Annotated in this window: 24 protein-coding genes and 3 tRNA genes; 4 read left to right on the plus strand and 23 right to left on the minus strand. The window is 63.3% G+C overall.

What is annotated here, in order from left to right; all coding sequences use genetic code 11:
* Nucleotides 1-11: 11 nt before the first annotated feature.
* The gene (gene htpX, locus EL335_RS03225) at nt 12-887 is read right to left on the minus strand and encodes a protease HtpX (RefSeq protein WP_126444220.1); all 876 of its coding nucleotides are present in this window, start codon (nt 885-887) and stop codon (nt 12-14) included.
* A gap of 111 nt (nt 888-998) precedes the next feature.
* Between htpX and nhaR the strand changes: the two genes are divergently transcribed.
* Entirely contained in the window at nt 999-1,961 is a 963-nt protein-coding gene (nhaR, locus tag EL335_RS03230) for a transcriptional activator NhaR (RefSeq protein WP_126444221.1), read from the plus strand.
* Between the two features lie 78 nt (nt 1,962-2,039).
* Nucleotides 2,040-3,005, plus strand: a complete 966-nt coding sequence (locus tag EL335_RS03235) for a Tim44 domain-containing protein (protein WP_126444222.1) — start codon at nt 2,040-2,042, stop codon at nt 3,003-3,005.
* Nucleotides 3,006-3,257: 252 nt separating this feature from the next.
* Here EL335_RS03235 and EL335_RS03240 read toward each other — a convergent pair.
* The 9 genes from EL335_RS03240 to rluD all read right to left on the minus strand — a co-directional run bounded on the left by EL335_RS03240 (nt 3,258) and on the right by rluD (nt 11,101).
* Nucleotides 3,258-3,333 (minus strand) — tRNA-Glu (locus tag EL335_RS03240).
* Nucleotides 3,334-3,340: 7 nt separating this feature from the next.
* Nucleotides 3,341-3,416: transfer RNA gene (locus EL335_RS03245), tRNA-Ala, on the minus strand.
* A gap of 59 nt (nt 3,417-3,475) precedes the next feature.
* Nucleotides 3,476-4,867 carry an FAD-binding oxidoreductase gene (locus EL335_RS03250; protein ID WP_348541422.1) on the minus strand — a complete coding sequence of 464 codons (1,392 nt, stop codon included), beginning with the start codon at nt 4,865-4,867 and terminating at the stop codon, nt 3,476-3,478.
* Nucleotides 4,868-4,869: 2 nt separating this feature from the next.
* Nucleotides 4,870-5,736 (minus strand): patatin-like phospholipase RssA, encoded by an 867-nt coding sequence (rssA, locus tag EL335_RS03255; protein ID WP_126444224.1) that lies wholly within the window; start codon nt 5,734-5,736, stop codon nt 4,870-4,872.
* A complete protein-coding gene (rimO, locus tag EL335_RS03260; RefSeq protein WP_126444225.1) occupies nt 5,733-7,079 on the minus strand; it encodes a 30S ribosomal protein S12 methylthiotransferase RimO in 1,347 nt (448 codons plus the stop codon). The genes rssA and rimO overlap by 4 nt, the downstream gene beginning before the upstream one ends.
* Entirely contained in the window at nt 7,080-7,643 is a 564-nt protein-coding gene (phaR, locus tag EL335_RS03265; RefSeq protein WP_126444226.1) for a polyhydroxyalkanoate synthesis repressor PhaR, read from the minus strand.
* Between the two features lie 29 nt (nt 7,644-7,672).
* A complete protein-coding gene (gene phaC, locus EL335_RS03270) occupies nt 7,673-9,283 on the minus strand; it encodes a class I poly(R)-hydroxyalkanoic acid synthase (RefSeq protein ID WP_284155426.1) in 1,611 nt (536 codons plus the stop codon).
* Between the two features lie 119 nt (nt 9,284-9,402).
* Nucleotides 9,403-10,188: a peptidoglycan editing factor PgeF gene (gene pgeF / locus EL335_RS03275; protein ID WP_126444228.1), complete on the minus strand. Its 786-nt coding sequence runs from the start codon at nt 10,186-10,188 to the stop codon at nt 9,403-9,405.
* Nucleotides 10,178-11,101 (minus strand): 23S rRNA pseudouridine(1911/1915/1917) synthase RluD, encoded by a 924-nt coding sequence (gene rluD / locus EL335_RS03280; protein ID WP_284155427.1) that lies wholly within the window; start codon nt 11,099-11,101, stop codon nt 10,178-10,180. The genes pgeF and rluD overlap by 11 nt, the downstream gene beginning before the upstream one ends.
* Nucleotides 11,102-11,126: 25 nt before the next feature.
* Between rluD and EL335_RS03285 the strand changes: the two genes are divergently transcribed.
* Nucleotides 11,127-11,918 carry an outer membrane protein assembly factor BamD gene (locus EL335_RS03285; RefSeq protein WP_126444230.1) on the plus strand — a complete coding sequence of 264 codons (792 nt, stop codon included), beginning with the start codon at nt 11,127-11,129 and terminating at the stop codon, nt 11,916-11,918.
* A gap of 217 nt (nt 11,919-12,135) precedes the next feature.
* On the opposite strand, the gene rlmB is transcribed toward EL335_RS03285, so the two are convergent.
* The 4 genes from rlmB to rnr are packed head-to-tail and all read right to left on the minus strand — an operon-like array spanning nt 12,136 to nt 16,418.
* The gene (gene rlmB / locus EL335_RS03290; RefSeq protein WP_126444231.1) at nt 12,136-12,873 is read right to left on the minus strand and encodes a 23S rRNA (guanosine(2251)-2'-O)-methyltransferase RlmB; all 738 of its coding nucleotides are present in this window, start codon (nt 12,871-12,873) and stop codon (nt 12,136-12,138) included.
* Nucleotides 12,863-13,774: a D-hexose-6-phosphate mutarotase gene (locus EL335_RS03295; protein ID WP_126444232.1), complete on the minus strand. Its 912-nt coding sequence runs from the start codon at nt 13,772-13,774 to the stop codon at nt 12,863-12,865. Before EL335_RS03295 ends, rlmB begins: the two co-directional genes overlap by 11 nt.
* A gap of 2 nt (nt 13,775-13,776) precedes the next feature.
* On the minus strand, nt 13,777-14,223 hold the full coding sequence (locus EL335_RS03300; protein ID WP_126444233.1) for a HEAT repeat domain-containing protein: 447 nt from the start codon (nt 14,221-14,223) through the stop codon (nt 13,777-13,779).
* Nucleotides 14,220-16,418, minus strand: coding sequence for a ribonuclease R (rnr, locus tag EL335_RS03305; RefSeq protein ID WP_126444234.1), 2,199 nt, complete (start codon nt 16,416-16,418; stop codon nt 14,220-14,222). Before rnr ends, EL335_RS03300 begins: the two co-directional genes overlap by 4 nt.
* Nucleotides 16,419-16,457: 39 nt before the next feature.
* On the opposite strand from rnr, the gene EL335_RS03310 reads away from it, so the two are divergent.
* Nucleotides 16,458-16,542: transfer RNA gene (locus tag EL335_RS03310), tRNA-Leu, on the plus strand.
* A gap of 49 nt (nt 16,543-16,591) precedes the next feature.
* Here EL335_RS03310 and EL335_RS03315 read toward each other — a convergent pair.
* Genes EL335_RS03315 through EL335_RS03355 form a run of 9 tightly spaced genes read right to left on the minus strand, consistent with a single transcriptional unit; the run spans nt 16,592 to nt 26,895 of the window.
* Nucleotides 16,592-17,989, minus strand: coding sequence for a phosphomannomutase/phosphoglucomutase (locus tag EL335_RS03315; RefSeq protein WP_126444235.1), 1,398 nt, complete (start codon nt 17,987-17,989; stop codon nt 16,592-16,594).
* A gap of 11 nt (nt 17,990-18,000) precedes the next feature.
* Nucleotides 18,001-21,381: a type I restriction endonuclease subunit R gene (locus tag EL335_RS03320; RefSeq protein WP_126444236.1), complete on the minus strand. Its 3,381-nt coding sequence runs from the start codon at nt 21,379-21,381 to the stop codon at nt 18,001-18,003.
* A gap of 56 nt (nt 21,382-21,437) precedes the next feature.
* Entirely contained in the window at nt 21,438-22,073 is a 636-nt protein-coding gene (locus EL335_RS03325; protein WP_126444237.1) for a DUF4276 family protein, read from the minus strand.
* Nucleotides 22,074-22,075: 2 nt separating this feature from the next.
* A complete protein-coding gene (locus EL335_RS03330; protein WP_126444238.1) occupies nt 22,076-23,311 on the minus strand; it encodes an AAA family ATPase in 1,236 nt (411 codons plus the stop codon).
* A 13-nt stretch (nt 23,312-23,324) separates the two neighbouring features.
* Complete coding sequence (locus tag EL335_RS03335) at nt 23,325-23,813, minus strand: virulence RhuM family protein (protein ID WP_126444239.1); 489 nt, start codon at nt 23,811-23,813, stop codon at nt 23,325-23,327.
* Complete coding sequence (locus tag EL335_RS03340) at nt 23,810-24,088, minus strand: restriction endonuclease subunit S (protein WP_284155428.1); 279 nt, start codon at nt 24,086-24,088, stop codon at nt 23,810-23,812. Before EL335_RS03340 ends, EL335_RS03335 begins: the two co-directional genes overlap by 4 nt.
* Entirely contained in the window at nt 24,081-24,992 is a 912-nt protein-coding gene (locus EL335_RS03345) for a Kiwa anti-phage protein KwaB-like domain-containing protein (protein WP_126444240.1), read from the minus strand. The genes EL335_RS03340 and EL335_RS03345 overlap by 8 nt, the downstream gene beginning before the upstream one ends.
* Entirely contained in the window at nt 24,989-25,564 is a 576-nt protein-coding gene (locus EL335_RS03350) for a hypothetical protein (protein WP_126444241.1), read from the minus strand. Before EL335_RS03350 ends, EL335_RS03345 begins: the two co-directional genes overlap by 4 nt.
* Complete coding sequence (locus EL335_RS03355; protein ID WP_126444242.1) at nt 25,561-26,895, minus strand: restriction endonuclease subunit S; 1,335 nt, start codon at nt 26,893-26,895, stop codon at nt 25,561-25,563. The genes EL335_RS03350 and EL335_RS03355 overlap by 4 nt, the downstream gene beginning before the upstream one ends.
* Nucleotides 26,896-26,949 lie beyond the last annotated feature (54 nt).

A 26,949-nucleotide genomic window follows, 5' to 3' on the forward strand; every position in this document is an offset into this window, starting at 1 on the left:
GCGTCGCGCTATTACACTTGGGCTTGGAGCGCCGCGATGCGCTCTTCCAGCGGCGGGTGGGTCATGAACAGGCGCTTGATGCCGCTGCCGATGCCGCCGCTGATCCCGAAGGCCGCCATCTTGTCGGGCAGCGGCGCGGGATGCAGAGCGGCGAGGCGCTGCAATGCGGCGATCATGTTCTGGCGGCCGGCGAGCTGGGCACCGCCGCGGTCGGCGCGGAATTCGCGCTGGCGCGAGAACCACATCACGATGATCGAAGCGAGGATGCCCAGCACCAGCTCGGCGACGATCATCGTGATGAAGAAAGCCGGCCCCTGGCCGCGTTCGGTCTTGAACACGACACGATCGACGAGATGGCCGATCACGCGCGACAGGAACATCACGAAGGTATTGACCACGCCCTGGATCAGCGCCAGCGTCACCATGTCGCCGTTGGCGACGTGGCTGATCTCATGGCCGAGCACCGCCTCCGCTTCCTGGCGCGTCATTTGCTGCAATAGACCGGTGGAGACGGCGACCAGCGCATGATCGCGATTCATCCCGGTGGCGAAGGCATTCACCTCGGCCGAATCGTAGATGCCGACTTCCGGCATGCCGATGCCGGCCTTCTCGGCCTGTTTGCGGACGGTTTCGACCAGCCAGAATTCGGTCGAATTCGCCGGCGCCTCGATCACCTGCACGCCCATCGCCATCTTGGCCGACCATTTCGACATCGCCAGCGAGATCAGCGAACCGCCGAAACCCATCACGGCGGCGAAGATGAGCAAGGCGCCGGGGTCGATGCCGCTGGCCTGCAGGTAGGGCGCGATGCCCAACAGACGCATCGAGATCGACAGGACGAGCACGATGGCCAGGTTGGTGGCGAGGAAGAGAATGATTCGTTTCATGCGGCGAGTTCTCCTGGTTGCGAAGATGCTGATAATGTTAGGCTCTCATGATGCTTCGAGCAATTCGATTTATGTTTAACCTCGATTCGACATTCGCGAAGTAAATTTATTGTGGCGAGCCTGAATTTCAAGCATTTGCGCTACTTCTGGATGGTCGCCAAGGCCGGCAGCATCGCCCGTGCCAGTGAGCGATTGCATCTGACACCGCAGTCGATCAGCGGGCAGCTCCGGGAATTCGAGGAGGCGCTGGGCGTGCAGTTGTTGCGCCGTGCCGGCCGTGGTCTGGAGCTCACCGAAGCCGGCCAGCGCATTCTCGGCTATGCCGAACAGATCTTTTCGCTCGGCGAAGAAATGCTCGCCGTGCTGCGCGATGCGACACAGGCGCAGAGCATCACCTTCCGTGTCGGCATCGCCGATTCGGTGCCCAAAATGGTCGCCTACCGCCTCGTGGAACCGTCGCTGGGCCTCGACGAACCGGTGAAGCTGATCTGCCGCGAGGGAAGTTTGACGAACTTGCTTGGCGAACTGGCCGTGCACCGCCTCGACATGGTGATCGCCGACCGGCCGATACCGGAGAATCTCCATGTGCGAGCCTATACTCATTTCCTCGGCGCGAGCGGAGTGAGCATCCTCGGGGCGAGGAGATTGGTAGAGAAATCTTCGCCGAGCTTCCCGCAAGGGCTCGATGGGGCATCGTTCCTCATGCCTGGGGCGGAGGTCGCGCTGCACGCGCGGCTATTGCGCTGGTTCGAAGCCGAGCGCCTCCAGCCGCACATCGTCGGTGAATTCGACGACAGTGCGCTGATGTTGGCCTTCGGTCAGGCGGGAGCGGGGTTTTTCGCCGCGCCGACGGCGATCGAGCGGCAGCTCGTGCGCCAGCACGATCTCGTCGTCGTCGGCCGCATCGAGAGCGTGCGCGATCAGATTTATGCGATTACCAACGAACGCAAGCTCAGCCATCCGCTCGTGGCGGCGATCTGTCGCTTCGCCCAGCACGACATTTTCGGCGTTGCCACCGCGGCAGCGCCGCGCAAGGTGCGCAAGCCCCATCATCAGGATAATTCGAATCATTGATCACGATTATTCTGTTTTCCTTTTTCAGGAAAGACAACTAACCTTACGGCTGCATCACCACTTCAAGGAGACCAAACCATGAAAATCCTTTCTCTGTTTGCTGCCGCCGTGTTGACCGTGGGTCTTGGCCTGGTCGCCCATGATGCCGAAGCCAAACGGCTCGGCGGCGGCCGCCCGCTTGGCATGCAGCGTCAGATCGAGGCGCCTCGGCCGGTCACACCGCCGACCGCGGCACCTGCCCCCGCACCGACCAATGCCGCTCCCGCCAAGAGCGCGGCGCCGGCAGCTGGCTCCGCGCCGGCGCGTTCCTCCTGGATGGGGCCGCTCGCCGGGCTGGCCGCCGGCATCGGTCTGGCGGCGCTGGCTTCCCATTTCGGCTTTGGCGAGGAACTCGCCTCGCTGATGTTGATCATTCTGGTGGTCATGGCCGTCCTTGCCGTCGTCGGCTTGGTCATGCGCAAGCGAGCCCTGGCGCAACAGCCAGCCCTGGCCGGCGTGGGTGGCATGCGCAACCTCGCGCAGGAACCGGTCATGGACTCTGGCCATTCCGCTGCTTCGCCCGTTTCCGCTGCGCTCTCGAACGAGCCAGCGGCCCGCGGCAAGATTCCGGCCGATTTCGATGTCGCCGGCTTCGTGCGCAGCGCCAAGGTGCATTTCATCCGCCTGCAAGCTGCCAACGATGCCGGCAATCTCGATGACATCCGCGCCTTCACGACGCCGGAGATGTTCGCCGAGTTGAAGATGGACATCGCCGAACGCGGCAAGGTAGCACAGGAAACCGATGTACTGAATGTCGACGCCGAGGTGCTCGAGGTCGTCGAGGAAGGCGATCGCTATGTCGCCAGCGTGCGGTTTGTCGGCCAGATCCGCGAAGAGAAAAACGGCCCGGTCGAGAACGTCGATGAAATCTGGCATCTCATCAAGCCGCGCGATGGCAAGGGTGGCTGGCTGTTGGCGGGGATTCAACCCAGATTGTCCATTGGAACGCGAGCGGGTTTCGAAGGCGAGGGCGAGCAGGTTTGCGTCCCCGCGACGAGCCAATAACCGTGTCTATTGGCGAGGAGCGGGGGCGCGAAGATGCCGCCCGCAGCCCGAAAACCGCCGCGTAGGGCAATGAAATGATCGTATCGAATGCTCATGGCGAATCAGCCCGCTCTCAATGGATAATCTGGGTTCAACCATTGCAGTGACGGCATTCGCCATGAGAAGCCACCCGCGGGTGGCTTTTCACTTGCCTAGAACGAAAAAAACGCCGACCAAAAAAACGCCGACCTTTTGGTCGGCGCTTGTTTATTCTGGCGTCCCCACGGGGATTCGAACCCCGGTTCTCACCGTGAAAGGGTGATGTCCTAGGCCTCTAGACGATAGGGACTTCGTCGTGGTGGAGGTAAGCGGGATCGAACCGCTGACCTCTTGCATGCCATGCAAGCGCTCTCCCAGCTGAGCTATACCCCCTAAAGAGAGGGCGCATTATACCGGTGCGAAATTCCTTGTAAACCATCGGTGCGAATTTTTTACAGAACCTTGCCGGGATTCATCAGGCCGCGCGGATCGAGCGCTCGTTTGATGGCGCGCATCATGTCCATTTCCACGTCGCTCTTGTAACGCAAAATTTCCTCGCGCTTGAGCTGACCCAGCCCGTGTTCGGCAGAAATCGAGCCGCCGAGCGCGTGCACGAGATCATGCACGATGCGGTTGACCGCGGGTGTCTGGGCGATGAAGTCGGCATTGTCCTGGGCAAGCGGTTTCGATTGGTTGTAGTGCAGATTGCCGTCGCCAAGGTGTCCGAAGCAGACGATGCGCACGCCGGGAAAAGCGGCTTCGAGCTCGGCATCGCAGCGGTTGATGAATTCGGGAATGCGCGAGACCGGCAGCGAGATGTCGTGCTTGATGGAGAGCCCTTCGCGTTTTTGCGCCTCGGAAATGTTCTCGCGCAGCGCCCAAAGGGCGCGCACCTGTGTTTCATTGGCGGCGAGCGCGGCATCCAGCGCGATGCCGGTGTCGAGCGCACCTGCCAGCACGGCCTCTAACGGTTCGGCCAGATCGGTGGCCATCGTGTCGGTAAGTTCGATCAGCACTTGCCACGGTGATGTGACGGGTAGGGGATCGCGGCTGCCGGGGATGTGCTCGAGCACGAGATCGAGCGCAGTCCGGCCGATCAGCTCGAAGGCCGTGACGCGCCCCCCAATCTGCTCGCGCAGCCGGGTGAGCAGGGCGACTGCGGCGGCCGGCTGTGGCACGGCGACCCAGGCCGTGGCGATGCTCCGGGGCGGCGAGAAAAGTTTCAGCACTGCGGCGGTGATCAGCCCCAGCGTGCCCTCGCTACCGATGAAGAGATGCTTCAGGTCGTAGCCGGTGTTGTCCTTGCGCAAGGCCTTAAGGCCGTTCCAGATGCGGCCGTCTGGCAGCACCACTTCGAGGCCGAGACAAAGTTCGCGGGCGTTGCCGTAACGCAGCACCTGCACGCCGCCGGCATTGGTGGCGAGGTTGCCGCCGATGGTGGCCGTGCCTTCCGCGGCGAGCGAGAGCGGAAACAGGCGCCCTGCCGCGGCGGCGGCCTCCTGCACGGCAGCGAGCGTGCAGCCGGCCTCGGCGATCAGCGTGTTGTTGTCGGGATCGATGGCGCGGATGCGGTTTAGGCGCGTGAGGCTGACGACGACTTCTCCTCCGGTCGGCGTCGCGCCGCCGCACAGCCCGGTATTGCCACCTTGCGGCACGACGGCGACATTGGCGGCGGCGCAGGCGCGTACCACGGCGGCAACTTCTTCGCTATTGGCTGGGCGCACCACACAGAGCGGCTGGCCGCTGTAGCGACCGCGCCAGTCGGTGCAGTAGGGGGCGATATCGGCGGCTTCGGTGAGGACATGGGCGCTGCCGAGTATGGCGCGCAGAGTGTCGATCAGCATGTTCATTGGCTGAGGGCAATCTCGATCGCGGGCAGCATGCGTTTGACGGCGGCTGCGCCTTCGGCGATGGCGTCGCTGGCGCGATGAAAGTCCATCAGGGCGAGATGCGCCAGCCGCGGGGCGATCAGCGCGTCCGCCGGTTCGCCGGCCAGCCGGCTGCGGGCGATGCGCACCTGCATGATGTTGATGCTCGTGGCCATCACGGCGGCAAGAGAAGGCGCTGCCTCGTCGCGCTTGAGGCCGAGACTCTTCAGCAGGGCGTCGGTCCAACCCATAGCGGCGCCACCCTTGGCTGCGATATTGCGCTTGAGGGAACGTCCGACGAGGTCGGAGCCGAGGTCGACCGCGATGACGATTTCGGCGCCGAGCGCCCGGCACAGGGACACCGGCACCGGATTGACGAGCCCGCCATCGACGAGGAGCCGTCCAGCGAGATTGACTGGTGCAAACAAACCCGGCAAGGCAATCGAGGCGCGCACGGCGGCGGCCACCGAACCCTCCTTCAGCCAGATTTCCCGCCCGGTGGCGAGTTCCGTCGCCACGCAGGCGAAGGGCAGGGGCAGCGCGGAGAAGTCTTTGTCGACGAAATGCCGCTCGAAGAAGGCGATCAGTTTGTCGCCTTTGATCAGACCGCCCGTGAAGCTGGGGTCGAGCAATCCGACCACGTCCTGCCAGCGCAGGCCGCTCACCCAGCGTTCCAAGGCGTCGATGTCGCCGTCGGCATACGCGGCGCCCACCAACGCGCCGATCGAGCAGCCGCAGACGATATCCGGCACGATGCCCGCCTCATGCAGGGCGCGTATCACGCCGATGTGCGCCCAGCCACGAGCCGAGCCGCTGCCAAGCGCCAGGCCGATCTTGCGTTTCATGGCTTGATCAAAGTGGCGCTCAGTTGGCCATAGAGGTCGTGCACGTCGCAATCGGTGATCGTCACCGTGGCGAATTCGCCGACCGCCAGTTCGTGGCCATCGGTGATGTAGACCAGGCCGTCGATGTCGGGCGCATCGCCCTCGGTGCGCGCGATCGCGCCATCCTCGTCGATCTCGTCGACCAGCACCGTGAGGGTCTGACCGATCTTTGCTTCCAGCCGCTGCGTCGAGATGTCTTCCTGATGGCGCAGCAGGCGCAGCTTGCGCTCCTCGCGCACTTCTTCCGGCAGCGCACCAGGCAGCTGGTTTGCCGCCGCGCCCTCGACCGGCGAGTAGGCGAAGGCGCCGACGCGATCGAGTTGTGCGGCGTCGAGGAAATCGAGCAGCTCGTTGAACTCGGCTTCGGTTTCGCCGGGGAACCCGGTGATGAAGGTCGAGCGGATGGTGAGATTCGGCACGGCGCGGCGCCAGGCACCGATGCGCTCGAGCACCTTCTCCACGTCGCCGGGCCGCTTCATCAGTTTGAGGATTCTCGGGCTGGCATGCTGGAAGGGTACGTCCAGGTAGGGGAGGAGCTTTCCCGCCGCCATCAGCGGCAGCAGGTCATCGACGTTTGGATAGGGATAGACGTAGTGCAGCCGGATCCACATCCCGAGTTCACCCAGCTCCTTGCAGAGCTCATACAGGCGCGTCTTCACCGGCCGGCCACCGACGAAGCCGGTGCGATAGCGGACATCGACGCCATAGGCGCTGGTATCCTGGGAGATGACGATCAGTTCCTTGACGCCGGCATGGGCGAGCGTCTCGGCTTCCTTGAGCACTTCGCCGATGGGGCGCGAGACGAGATCGCCACGCAGGCTTGGGATGATGCAGAAGCTGCAACGGTGGTTGCAGCCTTCGGAAATCTTCAGATAGGCGTAATGCTCGGGTGTCAAGCGAATGCCCTGCGGCGGCACCAGATCGACGAGAGGATCGTGCGCCGGGGGAAGATGGGCATGCACCGCGTCCATCACCTCCTGCAAGGCATGCGGACCCGTGACGGCGAGCACCTGCGGATAGGTTTCGCGCACGACGTCGCCCTTCGCGCCCAGACAACCGGTGACGATCACTTTGCCGTTTTCTTCGAGCGCCTCGCCGATGGCATCGAGCGACTCCTCGATCGCCGGGTCGATGAAGCCACAAGTGTTGATGATCACCAGGTCGGCCCCGGCATGGTCGCCGGAGATTTCGTAGCCCTCGGCGCGCAGGCGGGTGAGGATCAATTCGGCATCCGAGGCGGCCTTCGGGCAGCCGAGTGAAACGAAACCGATGCGCGGTATGCGCGCCTTCTTTCTCGACGCCACTTACTTTTTCTTTTCCGCCGTCGCCTTCGGCGTCTGGCCTGACATCTGGAAGCTGCCAAATAGCTTCTTCGTCTGCTCCTGGATGTTTTCCTGCATCTGCTGGAACATCTTCTGGCTTTGCTCGACGTAGGCGCCCATCATGCTCGCGAGCACCGGTCCCTGGAAGTTGAGGAATTGCGACCAGAGATCCTTGCTCATCGTGGCATTGTCGCCATAGAGGTGCTTGACCTGTTCCTGAAGCTTCTTCTGCATCTCGGTGAAGGCCATGATGTTGTTTTCCAGATACTGGCCGAGCATACCCTGCATCGCATTGCCATAGAAACGGATCATCTGGGCGAGCAGATCGGAGGTGAACATCGGTGCGCCGCCGGCTTCTTCTTCGAGGATGATCTGCAGCAAGATGTTGCGCGTCAGGTCTTCGCCGCTCTTGGCGTCGACGACGCGAAATTCTTCGTGTTTGAGCACCAGCTCCTTGACGTCGGCCAGGGTGATGTAGCTGCTGGTGCGGGTGTCATAAAGACGGCGGTTTGGGTATTTCTTGATCAGTCGGGTCGTTTCGGCCATGGTGTCGATTCCTTTGTTGCGTTGCGATGTTACAACGCCTTTTCCTTGACATACCGCCCGGGCGCCGGCTCTCCGGGTGGGTGTTTTTTGCTGCCCAGCCGGCCACGGGCGGGGACCTCACCACCGGCGAACTGCTTGAGCCATTCAGACCAGCGGGACCACCAACTACCGGGGACTTCGGTCGCGCCGGCCAGCCAGCGTTCGGCATCCGGCGTATTGCTGTCGTTCACCCAGTGGCTGCGCTTGTTCTTCGCTGCCGGGTTGATGACGCCGGCGATGTGGCCGGAAGCGCCGAGCACGAAGGTGGACGGCCCGCCCAGATGCTTGCGGCCGAGATAAGACGATTGCCAGGGGACGATGTGGTCCTCGCGCGTGGCGAGGATGAAATGCGGCATGTCGACCTTGCCGAGATCGGCATGAACCCCGCACATTTCGAGCTTGCCCGGTACGCGCAGGCTGTTTTCCAGATACAGGTGACGCAGATACCAGGCGGCGAACGGCCCGGGCAGATTGGTCGAGTCCGAATTCCAGTAGAGCAGATCGAAGGGCGCCGGCTTGTCGCCTTTCAGGTAGTTGCCGACGACGTATTGCCAGATCAGATCGTTGGCGCGCAAGGCCGAAAAGGTCGATGACAGCTCGCGCGCGGTGAGCAGGCCGCCTTTGCCGATGGTGGCCTCGCGCTGGGCGACCGACTGCTCATCGACGAACAGGCCGATCTCGCCGGTGTCGGTGAAATCGAGCAAGGTGGTGAGCAAGGTGAGCGAAGTCACGCCAGCGTCGCCACGTGCTTTGGCCACCGCCAGCGCGGAAGCCAAAATCGTGCCGCCGACGCAAAAGCCGAGTGCATTGACCTCGTCGACGCGCGAGATCTCTCGCACCACCTCGAGCGCCGCGAGCGGCCCTTTTTCGAGATAGTCATCCCAGGTGAGATGCCCGAGATCGGCCTGGGGGTTGCGCCAGGAAATCAGGAATACCGTCTGCCCCTGTTCCACGACGTAGCGGACGAAGGAATTCTCCGGCTGCAGGTCGAGGATGTAGTATTTGTTGATGCAGGGCGGCACGATCAAAAACGGCCGTTTCGCCACCGTGTCGGTCAGCGGCGCGTATTGGATCAGCTGGATCAGCTCGTTCTCATAGACGACCGCGCCGGGGGTGATGGCGAGATTGCGGCCGACCTCGAAGGCCGAATCGTCGGTCATCGAGATGCGGCCCTTCTCCATGTCGGCGATCAGATTCGCCAAGCCCCTCCGGATGCTTTCGCCATGGGTCTCGATGGCCTTCTGGATGAATTCGGGATTGGTGGCGGCGAAGTTCGACGGCGCGAGGGCATCGACGAACTGGCGGGTGGCGAACTGCAGGCGTTTGCGCGCCAGCGTATCGGGCGAGGGGAACAGCTCGATCGCCCGTTTCAGATACTGGGCATTGAGCAGATACGCCTGGTGAAGATAATCGTAGATCGGGCTCATCCGCCAGGCGGGGTGGTTGAAGCGCCGATCGCCGGGCTCGGGCTGCACCATGGGGGTGGGCGGGGGTTGCTTGTCGCGCTGGAGCATCGTCTGCCAGAGCGCCGCATGGCGCTCGCGCCATTCCTGTTGCAGCGCGAGCAGGGCGTTCTCTTGGGGAGGGATGGTCGTCGTCATGTGCCGATTCTGCATTGCACCAAAAGGTGCTGTCAATCGATACCCCAGCCTGACTTGCTGCGCGGGCGGCCTGCTGCGTTGCGCGCTGCTCGCTCCCTCGCCTACCTGCCTGGTATGTCTCAGTCGCTGCGCTGCGTGCGTCTTGCATCCCCTCCCGCTCGCGGCGTCAAGCCGGGGTTTCCGAGCCAGATCAGGCTCGCCATCCGCCCGGTGACGCCGTCACGCCGATACGAGTAAAAACGCTCTGCGTCGCGGACGGTATCGAAGTCGGCGCTGGTGATACGGCACACGCCCAGGGCTTGGAGGCGCAAGGCGGCGAGCCGGTAGATATCGCACAGCCATTTGCCGTTCGCCTGCGCGCGGAAGGCGCTCGCGGCTGCCGGGTCATGAGCGATGAAAGCGCCGCGCACCTCGCCGCCGACCTCGAAACTCTGCGGGCCGATCGCTGGGCCGAGCCAGGCGAGCAGGCGCTCGCCAGGAACGTTCATCGCCGCGACCGTCGCTTCGATCACCCCAGCGGCCAGGCCCCGCCAGCCGGCGTGCGCCGCCGCGACGACCGTGCCGGCTTCATCACACAGCAGCACCGGCAGACAGTCCGCGGTGAGTACGGCGCAGACGACGCCCGGGATGCGGGAATAGGCGGCGTCGGCCTCGCAGCCGACCGCGACGCTTGCCGCATCGATGCAGCGCGTGCCATGCACCTGCTCGAGCCAGACGGGTTCGGTAGGGAGAAAGGCGCGCAGCCTGTGACGGTTTTCGGCGACGGCCTCCGGATCGTCGCCGACGTGGTCGGCGAGGTTGAAGCTCGCATACGGCCCGGTGCTGACGCCGCCGGCGCGCGTCGTGACGAGCGCATGGATGTGCGGTGGCGCCGGCCAGTCGGGGACGATGAAATCAGCCGGCACGCAGCGCCTCCAGCAGGGCGGTGAAGTCCGCCGGTAGTGGTGATTCCCACGTCATCTCGGTGCCGGCGGCGGGATGTGCGAGCGCGAGCCGGAAGGCGTGCAGCGCCTGACGGCCAAAGCTGTCGAGCAGCGCATCGCCGCTTTTCTTTTTGCCATAGACCGGATCGCCGACCAGCGGGTGGCCAATGCTGGCCATATGCACGCGGATCTGGTGCGTGCGGCCGGTCTCCAGCCGGCATTCGAGCAGCGTTGCGCGCTTGAGGCGTTCGCGCACCGCGTAATGCGTGCGTGCCGCCTTGCCACCCTGTTTCACCACTGCCATCTTGATCCGCTGTGTTGGATGGCGACCGATCGGCGCATCGACGCAGCCTTCCGCCTCGACGCGGCCATGGACCAGCGCGAGGTAATGGCGCTTCACTTGGCGCGCAGCCAGCGCGCGGACGAGATGGGTTTGCGCCGCGAGGGTCTTGGCGACGACCATCAGGCCGGAGGTGTCCTTGTCGAGCCGATGGACGATGCCGGCGCGCGGCACTTCGGCGAGTTCCGGCGCATGATGCAGCAGCGCGTTCATCAAGGTGCCACGCTCGTTGCCGTTGCCGGGATGGACGACCAGGCCCGCGGGCTTGTCGATGACGATCAGGCTGTCGTCCTCGTAAATGATGGGCAGCGGGATGTCTTCGGCCGCATGTTCCAAAGTCGGCGCTGGCAAAACGGCAAGGCGGATCGTCTCGCCGCCATGCACCTTGCGTTTGGCATCGGCAGGCAGGCCATCGACGCGAATCGCACCACTTTTTAACCAGGCTTGCAAGCGGCTGCGCGAATGTTCCGGAAACAGTCGCGCCAGCGCCGCGTCGAGCCGCAGGCCCGCGCAGTCGGTGGGTAGGGTGATTTCGCTATAATCGACCGGACTCATCCGACCTTCCCGAGATTGGCTCATCATGCGCAGTTTATCCCTGCTGGTCCTGTTCCTGCTCGTCCTCATCGGCGGCTGCGGCTTGCTGCCCGAACAGGTCGACGAGACGGCCGGCTGGTCGGCCAACAAGCTCTACGCCGAAGCCAAGAGCGCGATGGCGGACGGCGCCTACGATAAGGCCGTCAAGTATTTCGAGAAGCTCGAAGCGCGCTACCCTTACGGCCGCTATGCGCAGCAGGCGCAGATCGAAACCGCCTATGCCTATTACAAACAGGACGAGAAGGCGCTCGCCCTGGCCGCCTGCGACCGCTTCATCCGGCTGCATCCGAACCATCCCCATGTCGATTACGTCTATTACCTGAAAGGGCTGATCAATTTCAACGAGGATCTCGGCCTGCTCGGTTACATCAGCATGCAGGATCCGAGCGAACGCGATCCAAAGGCGGCACAGGAGTCCTTCGCGGCGTTCAAAGAGCTGGTCACCCGGTTCCCGGACAGCAAGTATGCCAAGGATGCGAGCCTGCGCATGGCCTATCTGGTCAATGCGCTCGCTTCGCATGAGGTGCATGTTGCGCGCTATTACCTGAAGCGCGGCGCCTATGTCGCCGCCGCCAACCGCGCGCAGCACGCGATCAAGACCTACCCCGACGCGCCGGCCATCGAGGAGGCGCTGTTCATCATGGTCAAGGCCTATGATGCGCTCGGCATGAACGATCTGCGCGACGACGCCGAACGGGTGATGAAGAAGAACTTCCCCAACAGCGAGTATTTCAAGCGCGGGCTCGACAAGCCCGAGCCGTGGTGGAAGCTCTGGTAAAGCTCGGATCAAATCAGTGAAACCCGGCTGGGTGGCCCGGCTCATGGCTCGCATTCGGGGGCCTCGTCAGGCTTGCGCCCGGGCCGCCCGCAACTCGCTGCGCTCGGACAAGCGGGCGGCTTTGCCGTGCGCTGCGCCAACGATGCCCGACGAATGCTCACGAATCGCCTTGCCGCCCAGCCGGGTTTCATGTCTGGGCTGACGATCGTCGCCGCCGTCAGCACCGTTGCCGGCGCGCCTCGAACAGGCAGATGCCCGCCGCTACCGAGACGTTGAGGCTTTCCACCGCGCCATACATTGGAATCTTCGCCAGCTCGTCGCAGGTCTCGCGCGTCAAGCGCCGCAAGCCCGCGCCTTCCGCGCCCAGCACCCAGGCGGTCGGCCCGGTCAGATCGATCGCGTAGAGGTCTTTTGTCGCCTCCCCGGCGGCGCCGATCGTCCAGATGCCGCGCTCTTTCAGTTCCCGCAGCGTGCGCGCGAGATTGGTGACGACGATGTAGGGCACGCTGTCCGCGGCGCCGGACGCGACTTTGATCGCCGTCGAGTTTAGCCCGCAGGCGCGATCCTTCGGCGCGATCACCGCGTGCGCGCCGGCCGCATCGGCGACGCGCAAACATGCGCCGAGATTGTGCGGATCGGTGATGCCGTCGAGCACCAAGAGCAGGGCCGGCTCGCTGAGTCCTTCCAGCACATCAGCGACCGCCAGGTACTTCTGCTGCGCCGCGATCTTCGCCACCACGCCCTGATGACGGGCGTGGCCCGTCAGCGCGTCGAGACGGGCGGCATCGACAGCGATGATGCGCACGCCGCGTGCTTCGGCCTGCTGCACCAGATCGCGCATGCGCGCATCCTGGCGGCCTGCGGCCAGGTAGAGCTCGCGGATGCTCTCCGGCGCGTGTCTGAGCTTCGCGGTGACGGCGTGGAAGCCGTAGATCAGGCGCGTTTCATCCGCCATGCTTGATCACGCGGTATTGAGCGGTCATGCGATGGGTTTCACCGGGAGCCAGCGTGATTACGTCGTCGGCGGCATTCGCAGTTTCGACGCAGACCATGCGGTCTTCACCCTTGGGCCCGAAATCGCCCATCCTGGCGGCATTCTCCTTGCCCGGATTCCAGACCACCGTGGAACGGCTGCCGGTGCTGGTGATGAGCAGTGTGCGCTGCCAGGCCGGGTCGATGATGCCGCAGCAGCCGGCCGTGTCGAGATAGATGCGATTGAGCTCACCCGCGATGGTCACGCGGCCCTTCTGCTTCTTGCGTTTGCCGCCATCGACCTTGTCGAGGTAGGGGCAGCCCTCCAGCCCGGCGATCTCGATCCGGCGCACGTCGCCGACCGCGAAATAGGTGTGCAGTGCCTGGCCGAGGGTGAAGGTGGCATCGCCGGTGTTCGTCGTGGCGAGGCTGGCGACGAGCTCCTGGCCGAGCGTGATCGTGTAACGCACGGACGACGGATGCGGCCACTGGCTGCGGCAGGTTTCGTCGAGCTGTGGCTCGAAGACCAGCCGCACGCGGCGATCCGGCAGCCTGTGCGCCTCGAGCAACAGCCAGGGGATCGTGCGCGCGAAGCCGTGGCCGGGATAGCTGCTTTCCGTCGCATGCGGGCCGAACCACGGCCAGCAGATCGGCACGCCGCCGCGGATCGATTTGCCCGGGGCGAATTTCGCTGCCTTGGAGAGCCAGATCACCGGCTTGTGACCCTTGGGCTGCCAAGTCATCAGGTGAGCGCCTTGCAGCGCGACGCTCGCTTTGGAAAACGGCGTGGCGACGTCGATGACGATGAAACCCGGCGCGACTTCTCTGAAGCTCAGGAAATCGGCGGCAGCGAAGCGCAGTTGCAGTTCGGTAAGTCTGGTCATGATCATTCCTCCTTGCTTTGTAATTCTGCGAGGCTCTCGGCGACGATCTCGCGCACGTCCGGGTCGGGGTCGTCGCGCCGGGCCTCCAGATATTTGATGGCCGCCGGGCTGTGGGTCAAGCCAAGCAGGTGGCAGGCATCGGCGCGCACGCGTGCATCGCCATGGCCGGTCAGCATTCCCAATGCCGGGATCAAGGCTTTGAGAGGCGGTTTGCCGGCGTAACGTTCGAGCACTGCGCTGGCGCCGAAGCGCACATTCAGATTCGCTTCTGGGTCGGCGACGATCGGCAACAGGTCGGCGAGCGCCGCGGGAATGCGCTCGACGACGGCAAAGACGTCTTTGATGCGGCCTTCGAGCAGCCAGATCGCAAACTGCTCGGCGCGATCGCGCATCGAGGCGCGCAACAGGGCGCGCGTCGCGTCGCTGGCGATGGGATAACCGAAATTCACACTTCCTCCGCCAGCCGGAAATCGATCTTGTTCTGGTCGAGATCGACGCGCAAGAGCTTGACGCGCACGCGGTCGGCGAGCCGGTAACGCACCCCCGTGCGCTCGCCGATCATCGCATGCTGCTTCTCGTCGAAATGGAAATAGTCGCGGCCGAGATCGGAGACATGCACCAGCCCTTCGACGAACACGCTATCGAGGGCGACGAAGATGCCGAAGGGCACCACCGCCGAGATGCTGCCGGTGAATACTTCGCCGATCTTGTCCTGCATGTACCAGCACTTGAGCCAGCTCTCGACATCGCGCGTCGCCTCGTCGGCACGGCGCTCGGTGGCCGAGCAGGCCAGACCCACGGCCTCCCAGTCGATGCTGTCGTAGCGCCGACCCGCCAGCACCGCCTTGATGGCGCGGTGGATCAGCAGATCGGGATAGCGGCGGATCGGCGAGGTGAAGTGGGTGTAGCTCTCGTAGGCGAGGCCGAAATGGCCGACGTTCTCCGGGCTGTAGATCGCCTGCTTCAGCGACCTCAACATCACCGTCTGCAATAGCTGCTTGTCGGGACGATCCTTGATCTGGTCGAGCAGCCGGGCGTAGTCCTTCGCATGCGGTGTGTTGCCACCCCTAAGATGCAGACCGAAGGTGGCGAGAAATTCGCGCAGCTTCTCCAGGCGTTCTGGTGTCGGCCCCTCGTGGATGCGGTAGAGCGCCGGATGATCATGCGCCTTGAGGAATTCCGAGGCGCAGACGTTCGCCGCCAGCATGCACTCCTCGATGATGCGATGGGCATCGTTGCGCTCGTAGGGTTCGATGCGCAAGATCTTGCCGTGCTCGTCGAAGATCATCAGCGTCTCGAGCGTCTCGAAGTCGATCGCGCCGCGCTTCGTGCGCGCCTTTTGCAACACGCGGTAGAGCGCGTCGAGGGCTTCGAGCTGCGGCAGCAGCGCGCCGATCTTCTGCAGCGCTGCCTTGTCTCTGTCATACAGCGCGGCGGCGACTTCGGTGTAGGTGAGACGCGCATGCGAAAACATCACCGCCGGGTAGAAGCGGTAATGCTTGATCGCGCCGGTCGGTGAGATCGCCATGTCGCAGACCATGCACAGGCGTTCGACCTGCGGATTGAGCGAACACAGACCGTTCGACAGTTTCTCCGGCAGCATCGGGATCACGCGGCGCGGGAAATACACCGAATTGCCACGCGCGCGGGCATCCGCATCGAGAGCACTGCCATCCTGCACGTAGTGCGAGACGTCGGCGATGGCGACGACGAGGCGAAAGCCCTTGCCCTGGCGTTCGCAATACACGGCATCGTCGAAATCCTTCGCCGTTTCGCCATCGATGGTGACGAGCGGCAGCCGTGTCAGGTCTTCGCGCCCCTTCCAGTCACTTTTCCTCACCGCGTCCGGCAGCCTCGCTGCTTCGAGAAGCGCCTGCTTGGAGAACACGAAGGGCAGCTCATGTTTCCTGAGCGCAATCTCGACTTCCATGCCGGGATCGGCGTAATTGCCGAGGACTTCGATCACCCGGCCGATCGGCTGGCGTTCCTTGGTCGGCTGCTCGACGATCTCGATCATCACCACCTGGCCGGACTTGGGTTTGAGCGCTTTCCGGTCACCCTTTTCCGGCGGCGCGATGAGGATGTCCTGGCTGATGCGGCGGTTTTCGGCGACGACGTAGAACACCCCATGTTCCTCATGCACGCGGCCGACGACACGCTGGTTGGCGCGTTCGGTGACCTCGACGATCTTGCCCTCGGGACGCCCCTTGCGATCGATGCCGACGATGCGGGCGATGACGTGATCGCCGTGCAGCACCTTGTTCATTTCCTTTTCCGGCAGGAACACATCCGGCCCGCCGTCGTCGCGCACCAGAAAGCCGAAGCCGTCTGGATGCCCCTGCACGCGGCCGCGCAGCAGGTCGGCCTTGTCCGGGATCAGCCAATCGTTGCGGCGGTTTTGCAAGAGTTGTGCGTCGCGCGCCATCGCGCCCAGCCGCCGCTGGAAGGCTTCGCGCTCGTGTGCGGCGATGTCGAGCAGCTCGCACAGCCGCTCGAAGGAAACCGGCACCCCCTGTTCGGTCAGTGTTTGCAGGATGTATTCGCGGCTCGGCAGCGGGTGGGGATATTTGGCCTGCTCGCGTTCCAGGAAGGGGTCGGCGCGGCGGATGCTCGAAAGCTTGGAAGTGGTGCGTGGTTTTGACATTGGCGGTTTTTTCATTAGAATTCGCGTTCTTTACGCCGTGCCCAGGTGGCGGAATTGGTAGACGCACTAGTTTCAGGTACTAGCGGGTAACACCGTGGAGGTTCGAGTCCTCTCCTGGGCACCAGAGAATACAGGAAGCCGCCGGATCGGGGAAACCCGCTCCGGCGTTTTTTTTAGTGACCACCGGCGAATTCGACCTGCAACCCCGGCCAAATGCTTTCCAAAGCGGCCTTGAAGTCGGCCTGGATGCGCGAAAGCGCCGCTTCATCGTCCGCCTCGAAACGCAGCACGACGACCGGTGTGGTATTCGAGGCGCGCGCCAGGCCAAAGCCGTCGGCGTATTCGGCGCGCACGCCATCGATGGTGACGAGCTCGCGGGCACCTTTGAGCACGCGCTTCTCTAGCGCCGCTTCCTTCAGCTTGGCGATCAGCCGGTGCGGCTCGCCTTCCTGCATTTTCAGGTTCAGTTCCGGCGTCGAGAGGGCGTTCGGCAGGTGTTTCAAAGGCCAGTTGGCATCCTCCCAGCGGCTGACGATTTCGAGTAGCCGCGCGCCGGCGTAGAGGCCATCGTCGAAGCCATACCAGCGTTCGTTGAAGAACATGTGGCCGCTCATCTCGCCGGCCAAGGGCGCGCCGGTTTCCTTCAGTTTGGCCTTGATGAGCGCATGGCCGGTCTTCCACATCAGCGGCACGCCGCCCTGATGCCGGATCGATTCGGCCACCCAGCGCGAGCATTTGACGTCGAAGATGATCGTAGCACCCGGATGGCGGTAGAGGATGTCGGCGGCGAAGAGCATCAGCTGCCGATCCGGATAGATGATCTCGCCATCTTTGGTGACGACACCGAGACGGTCGCCGTCGCCGTCGAAGGCCAAGCCCAGCTCGGCATCGGTTTCATGCAGCGCGCGCTGTACGTCGCGCAGGTTTTCCGGCTTCGACGGGTCGGGATGATGGTTCGGAAAGCGGCCATCCACCGTGCAGAAAAGATCGATGACTTCGCAGCCCATGCGCCGGAACAGCTCGGGCGCGAGTTCTCCGGCGACGCCATTGCCACAATCGACGACGATCTTCATCGGTCGGGCGAGCTTGACATCCGAGACGATGCGCGCCAGATACGCCTCACGCACATCGGTGCGGCGCAGCACGCCGCGGCCGGTCGCAAAGTCGGCGCTACTGATACGGCACCGCAATGCCTGGATGCGCTCGCTTGCCAGCGTCTTTCCGCCCAGCACGATCTTGAAGCCGTTGTAGTCGGGCGGATTGTGGCTGCCGGTGACCGAGACGCAGCTTTGCGTGCCGAGATGATGGGCGGCGAAATAAGTGACCGGTGTCGGCACGCAGCCGATGTCGACCGCATCGGTGCCGGTGCCGACGATGCCCTCGGCCAGTGCGGCGGCAAGCTCGGGGCCGGAAAGCCGCCCGTCGCGGCCGATGACGATCGCGCGAATGCCGGCCTGGCGCGCTTCCGTGCCGAGCGCCTGGCCGATCAGACGCGCTGTCTCGGCGGTGAGCGACTGGCCGACGATCCCGCGGATGTCATAGGCCTTGAAGATTTCTGGGGCGAGGTTCATCGGGTTTCCTTTCAAATGGAGTTGGGTGCGCTGCGCGCCTGTTCGGACAAGACCCAGGTGGACGAGAGCGTCTCGGCCTGCGCCAGCACCGTCTGCACCGCAGCATCCTGCAGATCGGGCGGGTAGCCGTATTTGCGCAGGATGCGCTTGACCAGCACTCTGAGCCGCGCACGGGCCGATTCGCGGTGCGCCCAGTCCACGGTGACGTTCTCGCGCAAGGATACCAACAGCTCGTGGGCGATGACGCGCAGCTTCTCGTCGCCCATCACCTGCACGGCGGATTCGTTTTCGGCCAAGGCGTCGTAGAAGGCGATTTCCTCGTCGGACAAGCCCTGCTCCTCGCCGCGGCTGCGGGCCGCGCGAATGTCGCGAGCCAGCTGGATCAGCTCCTGCAACACCTCGGCCGTGGTGATGGCGTTGGCGTGATAACGCGCCACCGCATCTTCCAATCGTTGGGAAAACGCCCGCGTCTCGACGATGTTGGCCTTGCTGCGCGAGCGAATGCCGTCATTGATCAGCTTCTTCAAGGCTTCCAGCGCCAGGTTCTTCTTCTCCATCTGCTGCACTTCGGCGAGGAACTCGTCGGAGAGGATGGAGATGTCCGGGCTCTGGATACCTGCGGCCTGGAGGATGTCCACGATCTCGGTCGAAACCACCGCGCGGCTGACGATTTGCTGGATCGCCCACTCGCGCTCTTGCTGGGTTCTGCCTGCGCCCGTGCGACTCTTGACCAGCGCGGCGCGGATGGCCTGGAAGAAGCCTACCTCCTCGCGGATGGCGCGCGCTTCATCGGAGCTTGCGGCCAGCGCGAACGCCTTGGACAAGGCCAGCACCGCATCGAGAAAGCGCCGGTGCGCGGCCTTCTTGCCTTCCGGCGTCGTCTCCTGCGCCGCCCAGTGCTGCTGGCGCTCCAGAATCCACTCGATGGCGTCGGCCATCATCGCCAGCCGCTGATGGGGTGGGCCATCGAGCGCACTGCGGTAGTCGAAGCCGAAGAACATATCGCGCACGACCTCGAGCTTTTCCAGCAGCACCGCGACGGCCTCGGCCTCGTCGATGCCGGTCTGCTCGCGGTCGCGCGGCGAGTATCGGGCAAGTGCGTTCTTCAGGTTCTGCGCGATGCCGATGTAATCGACGATCAATCCCGCGGGCTTGTCGCGGAACACGCGGTTGACGCGGGCAATGGCCTGCATCAGCCCGTGGCCGCGCATCGGCTTGTCCACGTACATCGTGTGCATGCACGGCGCGTCGAACCCCGTGAGCCACATGTCGCGCACGATCACGAGCTTCAAAGGGTCTTTGGGGTCGCGGGCGCGCTTCGCCAAGAGATCGCGCCGCGCCTGGTTGCCGATGTGCCGCTGCCACTCGGGCGGATCGCTCGCCGCCCCGGTCATCACGATCTTGACGCTGCCTGCGTGGTCATCGTCGCTGTGCCAGTCGGGGCGCAGTTTGACGATCTCGTCGTAGAGCTTCACGCAGATGCGCCGGCTCATGCAGACGATCATCGCCTTGCCCTCCAGCGCCGCCACCCGGTCCTCGAAGTGGCGGACGATGTCCTCTGCGACCTGGCGCAAGCGTTTATCCGCGCCCACCAGTGCCTCCACCGTCGCCCACTTTTGCTTGATGCGCTCCCGGGATGGCTCCTCCTCGTCTTCCAAAATCTCCTCGATTTCGGCATCGATCTTGGGCTTTTCGTCTTCGTCCAGCTCGATGCGCGCGAGTCTGGACTCGTAGTAGATCGGCACCGTGGCGCCATCTTCGACCGCGCGGCTGATGTCGTAAATGTCGATGTAGTGGCCGAATACCGCAGGGGTGTTGACGTCGTCCGCCTCGATCGGCGTGCCGGTAAAGCCGATGAAGGAAGCATTCGGCAGCGCATCGCGCAGGTACTTGGCAAAACCGTAGGAAATCTCGCCCGTCTTGGCGTCCACCTTGGCCTTGAAGCCGTACTGGCTGCGGTGCGCCTCATCGGCAATCACCACGACGTTGCGGCGCGTCGTCAACGTAGGGGCGACCCTCGTGGTCGCCCCATTGGGGGCAGGCACGAGACCTGGGGCAGGCACGAGACCTGCCCCTACGGTGGTTGCCCCATCCACGGCATCCGTAGGGGCAACCCTTGTGGTTGCCCGATCCGTCGTGGTTGCCCGATCTCGGGCAGGCACGACACCTGCCCCTACGGGACCGAATTTCTGCAAGGTCGTGAAAATCACCCCGCCCGCAGCCCGGTCGAGCAGCGCCTGGAGATGCTCGCGGCTTTCCGCCTGCACCGGCGTCTGGCGGATGAGATCGCGGCACATCGAGAAGGTGGCAAAGAGCTGGTCGTCCAGGTCGTTGCGGTCGGTGATCACCACCAGCGTCGGGTTTTCCATCGCCGGGTGTTTGACCAACATTCCCGCATAAAAGGCCATCAACAGGCTCTTGCCCGAGCCCTGGGTGTGCCAGATCACCCCCACGCGCCGGTCGCCCGGTTTCTGGTCGCGCGCCGCGGGTAGGCCGTAGCGCGCCGGGTCTTCGCGCAACTGGTTTGCGGGCGGCAGCGCGCGCAGCGTCTGTTCGACGGCTTTTTTCACCGCGTGGAACTGGTGGTAGCCCGCGATGATCTTGATAAGCCCCGAGCCGGTCTCGCCGAACACCGTGAAATCGCGCAAGAGATCGAGCAGACGGCGGTGTTCGAACACGCCCTCGACCAGCGTCGGGAGCTCCGGCGCACCCTTCGGGGCAACGCCCGTTCCGTCGGTGGTGCGCCACGGCATGAAGCGCTCGAAGTCGGCCGAGAGCGACCCCACCCGCGCGGTGATGCCATCCGAGGCCACCAACAGCGCGTTGGTATGGAACAACTGCGGAATCTCGCGCTTGTAGGTCTGTAACTGGTTGAACGCACCCACGACCGTCGCCTGCTCTGCGGCCGGAGCCTTCAGCTCGATCACCGCCAGCGGCAAGCCATTGACGAACACCACCACATCGGGCCGCCGCCTGTGCGGGCCGTGGATCACCCCGAACTGGGCGACCGCCAGCCAGTCGTTCTGCTCCGGGTGCTCGAAGTCGATGAGCCGGACTTTGCCAGCGGTCAGCGTGCCATCAATGGCGTCGTACTCGACATCGACGCCTTCGGTCAACAGACGGTGGATACGGCGGTTTTCTTCGAGCAAGGAAGGGAACTCGGACTGCATCATGCGCCGCGCTGCGTCCTGGCAAGCCTCCTCCGGCATGCCAGGATTCAAGCGCGCCACCGCCTGCTTCAGCCGCCGCTTCAGCACCACCTCATCGTGACTCTCGCGTTCGGGACGATGGCCATCGGGGCCGATGTCCTCCTCGCGTTCGATGCAGTACCCGAGCGCGCGCAGCTGATCCAGCATTGCGCTTTCGACTTCGGCCTCCGACAAAAACGCCACGGCTTACCCTCCCTGGTGCGCTGGCAGGGCCAGCATGTTTTCGATGAAGCGGATCATCACGTCCTTGTTATTGTTGGGCACGTTTCCATCACTGCGCCGACGAATGCCTTGAAGCTCCGTGATGCGCTTCGCGCTGGATCGAGATGACACCCGATTGCCCTGGCCGCCTCGATTTTGGCCAAACCGCTCTTGAAATAGCCGTGCTTTTGCATCACGCGCTCGAAGGCTTCCCAGGTGCCGCCAGCGATTTGATCTGGGTCGCGGAAAGCCTGCTGGCGCGGCAGGTTTGATGGCACCCGCGGATAGGCTTGGCACACCGCCGCCCAGTCGCCGAAGTACCAGGCTTCGAGCTCCTCGATGGCGATGCGGTTGACGAGCTGCCAAGGCGCGGTCGCGGCCTGTGTGCGTGTGCGCAGCCCGGCGCGCTGGGCCAACGACTCCATTCGACGCTTGAGCACGTGGCAATCCTCGTCGTCGCGGTCCACCACGACCACGATGCGCCAGTCCTCCGGCAGCCATGCCGCATAGCCCTTCAACCGTGCTTCGAGTTTGCCGAGCAGGTCGTGCTTGCCTTGGAAAGCATGCACTTCGAAGCTGCAGTCTTGCGGCAGCAGGCGTGGCAACAGCGCGCGCAGGAAGGCTTCCATCGACGGCTCTTCGACCAAAAATTCCAAATGCGCGACAGCCGCCATGCTCAACCACTCCGCTGCGGGCGGCTCGGCGCGCCTTGATTGACCAGCGGGTCGCCCACGCCAAGCTGCCCTTCCATCCACAGATGCCCCAGCAACGCGCCCTGGAGGACGAATTCACGCACGCCGGGCAGGTCGATCGCGCGCCGCGTTTGTGTGTAGCCCTGCTCGTCGCGCCACAACACGCGCACCTCCTCGGGTCGCAACGCGTTCACGAAGAAGGGCGAATGCGTGGTCACCAAGAGCTGTGTGCGTTCGCTTGCCGCACGGCACTCCTCTGCCAACTCGGGGAGCAGCCGCGGATGCAAAAAGTTCTCCGGCTCCTCGATGCCGATGAATGGCGGCGGGGTCGGGTCGTAGAGCAGGGCCAGATAAGCCAGCATCTTCAACGTCCCGTCGGATGCGAATTTCGCCAGCACCGGGTGGCTGAATGGCGCATCCTTGATCTGCAAGAGCAGGCGGCCATCGGGCATCGTCTCGGCCAGCACGCGCTCGATGCGCGGCACGCGACGGCGCAAGACCTCGAAAATCTGCTCCAGCCGGTCGCCATGCTGTTCGGCCAGGTATTGGATGACATTGGCCAGGTTGTCCCCTGTCTTGGTCAGCCGCTCCTGCGGGCCGGCCTCCGGCTGTCCGCGTGCGCTGTCGGCGGAGAGGTAAGAGACATACCAGCCGGTGATGAACTCGCGCAAGGCAGCCACACGGGGATGTTCCGCAAACTGGCCGAGTGCGTTGACCGCCAACAGATCGGCCGATTTGAGGGGAATGTCGATTCGTTCATCGCGTTCGTCGGGTTGCTCGCCGCTGACGGCCTTCCCTTTCCCTTCGCGATAGTCGAGGAAGCGGAACGGCTGCCCATGACTGCCGCGCTTCCAGCGCAGCCATTCTTCGACGACGATCGGGCTGCCGGCGCGCTCATCGACGGCGAGGTGGTAGGTGATGAGCGGGAACGCGGGCTCGCGGTACTTGATTTCGATCGTGACCGGGCCATTGCCGCCACGCGTCTTGAGCTCCTTTGCCCGCCCGCGCTTATCCCAGGCGCGGCGTAAGCCCATCTCGAAGCATTCGGCCAAAAAGGCAAACACGTCGAAGACGGTGGACTTGCCACTACCGTTCGGTCCCAGAAGGACGGTCAGTGGCGTCAGGTCCTTGAACTCCACCTCGCGCAAGGCACGGAAGTTTTGCACCTTCAGTGACGCAATGCGTGGAATAACTGCCGGGTGGTAAGACTTGTTGGTCATGGCCTCAACTCCTTCATTCGGCCCTGCCGGGCAGGGCCAGCATGTTCTCGATTAAGCGGATCATCACGTCCTTGTTCTTGGCGTCCGACTCCACCACCAGCGCTGCTTCCAGCTCCGCGGCGTTTAGCTCGAAACGCTGGCGGTCCAGGCTGTAGCCTTTTGTGAGGTGCTCGCGCAGCACGCCCGTGGCCCATTGGCGAAAGCGCGTGCCTTGGACTGACTTGACCCGGTAGCCGACCGAGATGATGACATCGAGGTTGTAATACTCGACCTGGTAGGTTTTGCCGTCGGCGGCAGTTGTTGCAATTTTTGCAACAACTGGCTCCCGCTCCAGCTCACCGCTGGCGAAGATGTTGCGCAGGTGGCGCGAGATCACCGATTTGTCGCGCTCGAACAGGTCGGCGACCTGCTGCAGGCTGAGCCACAGGTTCTCGCGATCGAGCCGCACCTCGACGCGCGCCTCGCCGGTTTCATAGATGATGATGTCGGTCACGGGCTTCACAGGCCGCGCTCCTCGAGGAAGGCTTCGGCGTCTTTCACGCGGATTTCGCCGGAGATGAGCTTGGGCAGCAGGGTGTCGCGGAGTTGGGCGAGGGAGCGGGGGGTAAAAATAGGCTTAAATACGTAACAGACTGATTCGTCTATGATTTCATACATCACCGCACCTCTTTTCAGGGGCACGATTAAATAAAGCTCAAGCCCAGAATGGGAGGTAGCGGGCGAGTGCACCATGCAGACGTATTCGACAACGGGTTCGGTCGCGGTGCGGTTACTCATTCAACTTCTTCCTACTGCTTGCCTTGAAACGCTCAGGCTTTCCCTTGACGAGCTCCAGCTCATAGCGCCTGCGGTCCAGTACCTCGAGAAAGCCCATCTCGTGTCCGGCTGACACGGTGATCTTTCCGTTTGATTCCTTCACCTCGACGCCCGTGCTCTCACATAGCTTCTTGAGCGCAGCCTTGTCGATGTTCTTGGTCTCTGCATGCCCGCAAATCGAGGCCAGGTAGCGAGCAGCACGCGGATGTCTTTCCGCATATGCCTTGATGCTATCGAAATCCACAAACTCGAGGTCTTCGCGGATCGCTTTGATGTTCGCGGGTACCGCATCCAGTATCGCTTGCTGGAGTTTGCCAGCGAACTCGAATCCGCTCGGCCGGAGGATGTGGATGTTGGCTGAGTCAATTAGCAAGTCGAAGTCGCTGTCCAGCTTGAATACATCGTCGGGGATCAGCTTCAGCGAATCCGTGACGAAGCGGATAAGGCGCTTCTTGAGAACGCCCTTGAACTGCGACGCGCGGCGCAGCGCCGTCAGCCGCCGCTGATTCTTGTCGGTCATGCGGACAAAGTAGCAAAACACGTTGGCCGGCTTGTCGAGCGCCGCGGTCTCGATGCCCAGGTTGGCAGCTTCATGCAGCTCGCGTAATGAGGAAGCCATCTCATCCGCCATTGGCAGATAAAGGTACTCCGTACCCCCATGCTTCTCGGATGGCTCGTACTTCTTCGGTCCGTCCTCGAATTCCTGCATTGCGTCCCATGTCGTCTGCACCATTTCGCGCAGGGCACCCTGCACGTCCGCATCCACCGGCACGGCGACGAACGTCTGGCCGTTGCCATCGTCCCGGCCCACGCCAAACTCGATGACCGTCACATTCGCAAGGTCGAACTGTAGATTTAGCTTCACGACTCAACCTCCATATACACCGTGTCGCTCAACCGGTAAGCGATGATCCTGTCGCCGCTGGCCAGGCTCTCGCGGCGGGTAATTACTGCCTGATGAGTCTTGCCAGTGAGCGGATTGCCGTCAGCCGGAGGGTCAACCGTGAAGACCCGAAAGCCGAGTGCCGCGAAAATCAGGTTCATGTAGTGCAGGTTCAGGTGCCAGAACAGAAAGACGATGAACGCCAGCGCGGCGAGCGTCGCCCCAAGGTCGCGCCAGGTGCCGATGGCCTCCGAGTAGAACGGCAGCAGCATTGCGAACAGATACACGAGGAGGTGGTCCCGATGGTCGTCGGCAGAACCGACAGTGATCTCGCGCTTGTCGTTTTGCTTCTTCGCCGTCCAGATGCGCAGCCACAGGAACGCATTGGGGACGACGACCATCACGGCGCAAAACACAATGAACCAGAAATCGGGTATGAGGCTGTTCCCGCGGATCGCCCACAGGATGAAGAGCGGCGAGATGCTGCTGAGCACCATCAACAGCCGAGCGGCCTTGAGCCCTTCGCGGTGCGTGCTGGCAGAGCGACTGGTCATGACGCCACCTTTTCTATGAACCGATCCACATCCTTCACCCGCAGCTCGCCGGAGATGAGCTTGGGTAAGAGTGCATCGCGCAGGGCGGCGAGGGTGTGGTTCGCAAAGAACACCGGCGGAATCCGGTCAAGCAGCGGTCGTGCGATCTGGTCGAATGACTTGCGAACTGGTGCTGGTGGCAAGACGACTGGCATCGACTCAAGCGAGCCCTGCCACACTGCATACGGAATAGTACTTCCGGTCGAGTGGTTGGTCGCGTACTCGATCGTTTTGGCATCGTGAATCAGCAAGGCGACAAAGGAGAAATCATCAGCCTCGCGTGGCTGCAAGACGAAGACGGTTGTTCTGGTTGTGCCGTCGAACGGAGCGATTGCCACTTTGTGGAAGTACGGTCGCATGGCTCCAAAAAGGAGATCCCCTCTCCGGAACTTAGTCAGGCTACTTTGTGCTTCCTCGCCCGGTCTGCAGTCAGCCAGCAGGAGCGAGCGAGCGGCAATGCATTCGATCGGCACGTACGGTCGAGATCGCGTCTCGACCGAGGGGCTACACCGGTCAACCCTCTGAACCAGCACGTCGCCGAGCGTCCCCACCTCCCACCCCTCCGGAATCTCGCCCAATTCGGAATCGACGAGACGGTCGGGGAAGAGGTCGTAGAGGTGGGCGGGGAGGCCGGGCAGGGACTCCCCGCGCTGCCAGCGCGGGCGACCATGAAGGTCGCCCCTACATTTGGCGCGCACAGGCTCGAAGTCCACAAACCACGCCTTGAACAAGGCGCGGGCCATCGCCTCCAGCGTTTCGTTCTGGCGGCGCAAGTTTTCGATCTTGTCGTCCAGCGTGCCGAGGATGTGCGCGATGGCGCGTTGTTCGGGGAGGGGGGGAACAACGAACTCCAAGGCCGCCAAGGATGCGACCGTCAAATACGGCAACGCCGTACCCTGTGCTATCTCGGCGAAGTCAAACTGCGAGAGCGCGTAGTAGAAGTAGCGGGCATCGACCCGCTCGACGCGGGGAATGGCACCCATCATGTTGTTGTCGATGAGTATTTCACGTCCAACTTGTCTCAAGCGGTTTTGACGTAGCGCTTCGCCGATCTTCGCAAACACGACAGTGCCCGGCGGGAATGGTTTCGCTCGTAACTCCTTGAGGTCTGGTGCTGAGACCCAGTTGTTCGCGTCCTGAATTCGTATCGTATTGGAAGGAAGGTTCATGTCACTAACCTTCACGAATGGGAACTCGCCTGATGATTTCCCTTGAAACGCAGGCTTGAAGACGGTCCCTGCTCGGAAGTCACATAGCTCGCCGAGACTGGCCGTCACCCACTCACCCCCCATCCCTCACCTCCTTTTGTTTTGCGCCGCTCACGCCATCCCACCGCGCAGCTTCGG

It is taken from the genome of Sulfuricystis multivorans, from assembly GCF_003966565.1.
In the GTDB taxonomy this organism is placed as follows: domain Bacteria; phylum Pseudomonadota; class Gammaproteobacteria; order Burkholderiales; family Rhodocyclaceae; genus Sulfuricystis; species Sulfuricystis multivorans.